This window comes from Gordonia sp. VNK1 (assembly GCF_040049135.1).
Classification (GTDB): Bacteria; Actinomycetota; Actinomycetes; order Mycobacteriales; family Mycobacteriaceae; genus Gordonia; species Gordonia oleivorans.
Genome location: NZ_JBDZDJ010000048.1, coordinates 1 through 6,800 on the forward strand (window position 1 = coordinate 1; position 6,800 = coordinate 6,800).

Annotated in this window: 6 protein-coding genes; 1 reads left to right on the forward strand and 5 read right to left on the reverse strand. The window is 64.8% G+C overall.

Going from position 1 to position 6,800, the window contains the following annotated elements; translation table 11 throughout:
* Positions 1-252: 252 nt before the first annotated feature.
* The 3 genes from ABLE94_RS26085 to ABLE94_RS26095 all read right to left on the reverse strand — a co-directional run bounded on the left by ABLE94_RS26085 (position 253) and on the right by ABLE94_RS26095 (position 3,483).
* Positions 253-1,620: a hypothetical protein gene (locus tag ABLE94_RS26085; protein ID WP_348810297.1), complete on the reverse strand. Its 1,368-nt coding sequence runs from the start codon at positions 1,618-1,620 to the stop codon at positions 253-255.
* 67 nt (positions 1,621-1,687) lie between these two features.
* Complete coding sequence (locus tag ABLE94_RS26090; RefSeq protein WP_348810298.1) at positions 1,688-2,908, reverse strand: oxidoreductase; 1,221 nt, start codon at positions 2,906-2,908, stop codon at positions 1,688-1,690.
* Entirely contained in the window at positions 2,905-3,483 is a 579-nt protein-coding gene (locus ABLE94_RS26095; protein WP_348810299.1) for a TetR/AcrR family transcriptional regulator, read from the reverse strand. The genes ABLE94_RS26090 and ABLE94_RS26095 overlap by 4 nt, the downstream gene beginning before the upstream one ends.
* A gap of 121 nt (positions 3,484-3,604) precedes the next feature.
* Here ABLE94_RS26095 and lpdA point away from each other — a divergent pair, with 121 nt between their 5' ends.
* On the forward strand, positions 3,605-4,990 hold the full coding sequence (gene lpdA / locus ABLE94_RS26100) for a dihydrolipoyl dehydrogenase (protein ID WP_348805151.1): 1,386 nt from the start codon (positions 3,605-3,607) through the stop codon (positions 4,988-4,990).
* Positions 4,991-5,132: 142 nt separating this feature from the next.
* Here the strand turns inward: lpdA and ABLE94_RS26105 are convergent, their stop codons facing one another.
* On the reverse strand, positions 5,133-5,321 hold the full coding sequence (locus ABLE94_RS26105; protein WP_348805150.1) for a hypothetical protein: 189 nt from the start codon (positions 5,319-5,321) through the stop codon (positions 5,133-5,135).
* Between the two features lie 163 nt (positions 5,322-5,484).
* The gene (locus ABLE94_RS26110; protein WP_348805149.1) at positions 5,485-6,528 is read right to left on the reverse strand and encodes a linear amide C-N hydrolase; all 1,044 of its coding nucleotides are present in this window, start codon (positions 6,526-6,528) and stop codon (positions 5,485-5,487) included.
* Between the last annotated feature and the right edge of the window lie 272 nt (positions 6,529-6,800).

A 6,800-nucleotide genomic window follows, 5' to 3' on the forward strand; every position in this document is an offset into this window, starting at 1 on the left:
GCTACCGCACCGTCACCATCCAAGCCGGCGAACAGACCCTCACCGCCGCCGATCCACTACCCGACGGCCTCCGCGAAGCGATCATCGCGATCCGAGGTGGACACTAAATTGAGCCAAGTCAGGCCCGAAGCCGCAGCTTGACAACTTAACGCCCTGGGATGTCTCGACCAACGGAAGGGGGCGGCTCGACCAACGGAGAGTGGACCGGCTCGACCAACGGGAAGAGGCGGCTTGATTAGCGGGAAGAGGCGGCTACTCGACCAACTCGGTCGAGGTGGTCTCGATATTCGGGGGCTCGCGCCGCGCGGGCCGCATCGTGACTTCCAGGACGATCAGCACCAGTATCGCGATCGCCACGGTCCAGATGACGACCAGACCGGTCGGGTAGTTCCAGAACATCAGGATCAGGGCGCCGACGGCGACCACCGTGATGCGCAACGGGATTCGTGCCTGCCAGAGTGTGTGTTCGAACGCGTTGGGGGGCCGCTGCGTACGCTTCGAGTCGAGGGCGCCGACACCACGGGTGAAGGCGCGTCGGGTGGCCAGCGCCGAACGGGAGCCGCCGGCGAGGTACGCGGCGATCGTCACGACGAGGGCGAGGACCGCGACGGCGCGCAGGGCGAATCGCAGCGGCGCGATGACGGTGTCGAAGATCGCCTGGGCGGCGTCGGGGGCCAGGACGTCGGCGGGAACCTCGTTGAGGTAGATCGTCCGGCCGACGAGGATGCCGATCGCCAGCAGCAGCATGCTGAACAGGATGGTGAGACCCACGATCGCGGTCATCCGTAGTCGCCGACCGGAACCGATCAGGGCGATGGCGGCGAGGGCGCAGGCGATGCCAATCGCCGGCAGCACTGTCGACACCTTGTCCAGTGCGTTCACCCAGCGATTGGCCTTGGCCAGATTCGGCGACCGGAAGATCACGAACTCCTTGTCGACGTTCGGGATGTTGGTGACGAAGGCGAAACCGCGCTGCTCGAGCCGATCCTTCACCTGGGTGATGATCGGGCCGAGCTGGATGCTGATGGTGCCGTCGGGGTCGATCTCAACGGCGTCGCGATTGGTGTTGCCGGTCACGGCCGCCACCACACGCTGATGGGCCGCACGGTTCGCCGAGACCCATAGATCCCGGAAGGTCGGCGACCGGACGAAATCGGTGACGGTCTGGTGAACGAACGATTGTGCCTGCGAAGCGATGACCGGCGCGAGCCCGACCAACGCACTGTCGAGGCGGGGTCGCTCGGCCGGGGTCAGATCGACGAGTTGCTGCAGCGCCGCCGTCGTCGTCCCCTCGACGTCGACCTGATCGTTGATCTGGTCGGTGACGATGGTGATGACCTGGTTCTGCACCGCGGTATTCGACGCCAGAGGCGCGACGGTATTCACGTAGTGATCGGTGTCGAGGATCTGGCTGGGCACGAAGTGGGTGGTGACCGACAGGATGGCGCACACCGCCACCAGGAGCAGCAGGATGCCCGAACCGATCCGGCGCCACAGCAGTCCGGACGGTGCCTTCGAAACCGTGGTGGGCGTCTCCTCCAGCGCGGCAACCTGCGCCCTCAGCTGATCGAGTTCCGCACGTTCGTCGGAGTCAAGGGGACGTGGCTCCTCCATCGTCATGCGTCGACGATCCCATGCGGTGCACCGATGGCGCACCACCCGGATCGGATGGGTCACGAAGGGCGGTTCAGCCGGCGGAGATACCTCCGGCCGTCTCCCGTACCGGACACTCGGTCCGGGTGTAGATCGTCGGCATGCACAGGTTGCAGTGAATGCACTGCGACGTGGTCGCCGGTTCGGCCTGAATCCGTTGTGGTAGATCGGGTTCACGAAGCAGGGCGCGGCCCATCGCGAGGAAGTCGAATCCCTCGGCGAGAGCCGAATCCATCGTGGCCCGGTCGGTGATGCCGCCGAGCAGGATGATCGGCAGATCCACGGCCTCGCGCAGCCGCCGGGCGAGGGGGAGTAGGTAACCCGGCTGATACTCGTACCGCTTGAGGAAGAACGGTCCGGCCGCCTGGAGCCCCCACTTCATCGGACCCCGGAAGGCGCTCGCGAACGCGGCCCGCGGTGCCTCACCGTGGAACAGGTACATCGGGTTGAGAAGTGAACTGCCGGCGGTCGGTTCGATGGCGTCGATGAAGCCGTCCTGCTCGAAGAGCCGGGCCACCTCGCAGGCCTCGTCGACGTTGAAGCCGCGCCACCTGCGCGCCGGCGCACCCACCGCGCCGACCCCGTCGTACATGTTGAGTTTCGCCCAGACCGCGACCTCGCTGCCGACCTCCTCGCGGACCGATTCGAGAACCTCCCGGGCGAAACGCGCCCGGTTGACCAGTGCACCGCCGTATCCGTCGCGTCGCCGATTCAGCATCGGCGACAGGAAGCAACTGATCAGATAGTTATGGCCGCAATGGATTTCGAGTGCGTCGAAGCCGGAGTCCACAGCGATACGAGCGGCGCGTCGGAACACCGAACGCAGTCCGGCGATGTCCTCGACGGACGGCGCGTGTGTCATCGACATCCCCATCGGCGCCGGAATCCGGGAGGGAGCAAGGGCTCTGGCGCCGTTGGAGATCGAGTTGGCCACCGGTCCGGCATGTCCGAGTTGGGCGGCGGCCAACGCTCCCTCGGCGTGGATCGCGCCGGTCAGTTGCGTCAGTCCCGGTGCGGCGTCGGGGCGCAACCAGATCTGATGGCGGTCGGTACGGCCCTCGGGGGAGATCGCGCAGTAGGCGACGGTGCTGATTGCCACCCCGCCGGCGGCGACCTCCCGGTGGAAGTCGATGAGGTCGTCGGTGACCAGCGCATCGGGAGTGCGGCCCTCGAAGGTGGCGCATTTGATCAGCCGGTTCCGCAGACGCAGGGGGCCGAGCGTGGCGGGAGCGAAGGGATCGGGAACGGCAGTCATGATGTCTCCTCGATGGGTGCGCCCAGGCCGGCGACGACGAAGCCTGCGAGAGCTGTGACCGCCCCCGGCGACAGGGGTCTGCTGCCGCCGAAACGCGTGAGAATGAGGGTGAAGGCCAGGGCCCAGCGTTGCCGGGCCGCGCGTGCGTCGAGACCGGGGGTGATCGCGAGCAGCAGATCGGTCCAGTCGTCAAGCCGGAACCACGGGCGCGACCATCCGGCCTCGGGATGATCGTCGACGAAGCGGGTCAGCAACCGCAGATGCAGATGTCCGGTCGGATCGGCCTGCAGGCGCACCAGTGGGTCGATGATGAGCTCGACGATCGCGGCGATGCTCGTCGTCGACGGATCGAGGCGATCGAGCGGGTCGGCCCAGATCGGACCGAGCCGGTGTTCCAGCAGGGCGGTGAACAGGTCGTCCCTGGTGCCGAAGTGATAGTGCACCGCAGCGGGATTGGCTCCGGCGGCCGAGCAGATCGCCCGCACCGACACGGTCTCGAACCCGTCGGACAGGAACAGGGTTTCGGCGGCGGTGAGCAGTCGCTCACGGGTCGTCGCCGAACGTGTCGGGGCCATGGCAACTGATCCAAACACATCCCCATCATCGTTTCAATCATTGATTGAAACCTGTTTCGATTACCGGCCGGTACCGGGGACGTCATGCGCGATGATCAGGCACCGACGTAGGGTGGTCGACGTGGCTGAACACTTTCAAACAGTTGTCCTGGGTGCTGGTCCAGGTGGGTACGTGGCCGCGATCCGGTCCGCCCAGCTGGGCATGAAAACTGCCGTCATCGAAGAGAAGTACTGGGGCGGTGTCTGCCTCAACGTCGGATGCATCCCATCCAAGGCGCTTCTCCGCAACGCCGAACTCGCCCACATCTTCAACCATCAGGCGAAGACCTTCGGAATGTCCGGTGACGTCTCGTTCGACTTCGGCTCGGCGTTCGACCGCAGCCGCAAGGTCAGTGACGGCATTGTCAAGGGTGTCCACTTCCTGATGAAGAAGAACAAGATCACCGAGATCGACGGCTACGGCGTCTTCACCGACGCCAAGACCATCGCCGTCGGCGATCGCGAGATCACCTTCGACAACGTCATCATCGACACCGGCTCCACCGTCAAACTGCTGCCCGGCGTGGAGCTGTCGGACAACGTGGTGACCTACGAGACGCAGATCCTCACCCGCGAGCTGCCCTCCTCGATCGTCATCGTCGGCGCCGGCGCCATCGGCATGGAGTTCGGGTACGTGCTCGCCAACTACGGCGTCGACGTCACCATCATCGAATTCCTCGACCGCGTGCTGCCCAACGAGGACGTCGACGTCTCCAAGGCCATCGCCAAGGAGTACAAGAAGCTCGGCGTGAAGGTGCTCACCTCCACCGGTGTGCAGACCGTCACCGACAACGGCGACAGCGTCCGCGTCACCTACAAGGACCCCAAGGGCAACGACGGCGAGATCACCGTCGACAAGGTCCTCATGTCGGTCGGTTTCGCTCCCCGCGTCGACGGTTTCGGTCTGGAGAAGACCGGTGTCGAACTCACCGACCGCGGTGCCATCGCCATCGACGACCACATGCGCACCAACGTCGAGGGCATCTACGCCATCGGCGACGTCACCGCCAAGCTGCAGCTGGCCCACGTCGCCGAGGCGCAGGGCGTCGTCGCCGCCGAGACCATGGCCGGCGCCGAGACCATGACCCTCGGCGACTACCGGTTCATGCCGCGGGCCACGTTCTGCCAGCCGCAGGTGGCCTCGTTCGGGCTCACCGAGGCGCAGGCCAAGGACGAGGGGTACGACGTGAAGGTGTCGACCTTCCCGTTCAGCGCCAACGGCAAGGCGCAGGGTCTGGCTGAGACCGCCGGCTTCGTCAAGCTCGTCACCAACGGTGAGACCGACGAACTGCTCGGCGGACATCTGGTGGGCGACAACGTCTCCGAGATGCTGCCGGAGCTCACCCTGGCCCACAAGTGGGACCTCACCGCCAAGGAACTCGCCCGCAACGTGCACACCCATCCGACGATGAGTGAGGCACTGCAGGAGACGTTCCACGGCGCGATCGGGCACATGATCAATCTGTGATCCGCGCGCCCGGACGCGCTTGCATGGCGCGATCGGGCACATGATCAACCTGTGATCATGACCAACCCATAGCGAAAGCTCCGATACGACAACGCGGTTCGTCCCCGAGGACGAACCGCGTTATCGTTTCTCCAGCGACCGATCAGTGGGAACCAGCGGTGGCCGAAGCGAAGTCGACCTTCTCGGTGAGCGTGTAGGGTCGCTCGATGCCGAGCTCGCCGAGCACCGTCTCATACACGGGTCGCGTTCGGCTGGTGTTGATCTCCACCGTACCGATGGAGTCGTGGATACCGTCACGCAACAGCTTCCGGCCCACGAGGTGCAGACGCACGTCACAGGCCTGGTCCTTGGCCGGGTTGATGAACGCGACGTTCCCCGCAGTAGATGGTGTTCTCGCCGGGCAACAGGTGCGACAGCTGGGCGAGCGTCGTCAACCCGCCCACGCCCGAATCGATCACCCCGATGGGGAGCCCTCGGTCAGCATGACTGCCGCTTCACGCGTTGATGCTCGTCGCGGCCTGCGCCTTCTGCGCGGCCCCGAGTTGTTCGAGGAGCTTGAACGACAGGAAGGTCATCGGGCCCTCGTCCTCGAAATGCTTGGCGACGTTGCCGGCGATACCGCCCTCCAGAGAGAGTTTGCCGATGAGATCCAGCTTGAGTTGCGGCGAACCCTCACTGAAGTCGAGGTCGGCGAGATCCACCCAGACGACGTTGGGCCGGGTCGTCGACTCGTACACATAGCGCTTGTTGGTCAGGTCGAGCACCACCTGCCAAATGGTTTGCGACGCATCGGGTTTGCCGGGATCGGGGATGCGGAACGGTTGCGCCGCATTGCGGATGACGCTGAACATGCTCGCGATGGATTCCAGCTGCGACTTCGGCTGCGGCAGTCGGGTGGCGTAGAAGGCGGCGCGGGCAAATCGGTGCTCCGCCATGGTGTCACCCGGCAGCAGTTGGTCGCCGCCGAGGCCTTCCCAGCGGCCGAGGAGTTCGAGCTGCTGATCGTAGGTGGGCGAGTTCGTCATCACGTGGTACTTGGAGCTGTGGTAGATCTTCGCCTGCCCGTCGATGTACTCGATGATCGCCGAGTCTCCGGTGGCGTCGTCAAGTGCGAGGTGGATCGTCGGCGGGTTGCCGCCGGTCGGATCGGGCATCTGGATGACCTGGACGTCGGTCTTCTCGATCCACTCGACGACCTCGGCGACGGTGGCGTAGTTGTCCAGGAAGTACTGCAACCAGACGGCCTGACTCAGGGCCGGCCGCGACTCGTCGAGCTCACCGTAGGTGGACTCCGCCAGCCAGAGGATGTGCCCGCCCAGGCCTGCTTCGTTGATGCCGTCGACGGAGATGATGTCGAAGGCCGCCGCGATCACGCTGCCGTACTTCGACGTCCAGGTCAGCTCGCCCTTGACGCCGTCGTCACGGGTGACGCCTCGGGGCTGCTTCCACAGATTGGTCATCAGATCCTTGTGGAAATCCATATTGCGGCCGACGACGACCGCGCCATTGGCGTCGGGCCAGATTACGCGTGTACACATGGGTCATCTCCTTCGTGCGCAAATGCGCATCGGTGTACGTGACAATGTCAATTCTAGTGCTGTGAAAATAACGGCTGATGACCTTCGACGTCGCCCAAAGTCGGTGCACACAACCGACTTTCTCGTCCGTGAATGTCATCGACATGAAACCTGACTTGGCTCAATTTAGTGTCCACCTCGGATCGCGATGATCGCTTCGCGGAGGCCGTCGGGTAGTGGATCGGCGGCGGTGAGGGTCTGTTCGCCGGCTTGGATGGTGACGGTGCGGTAGC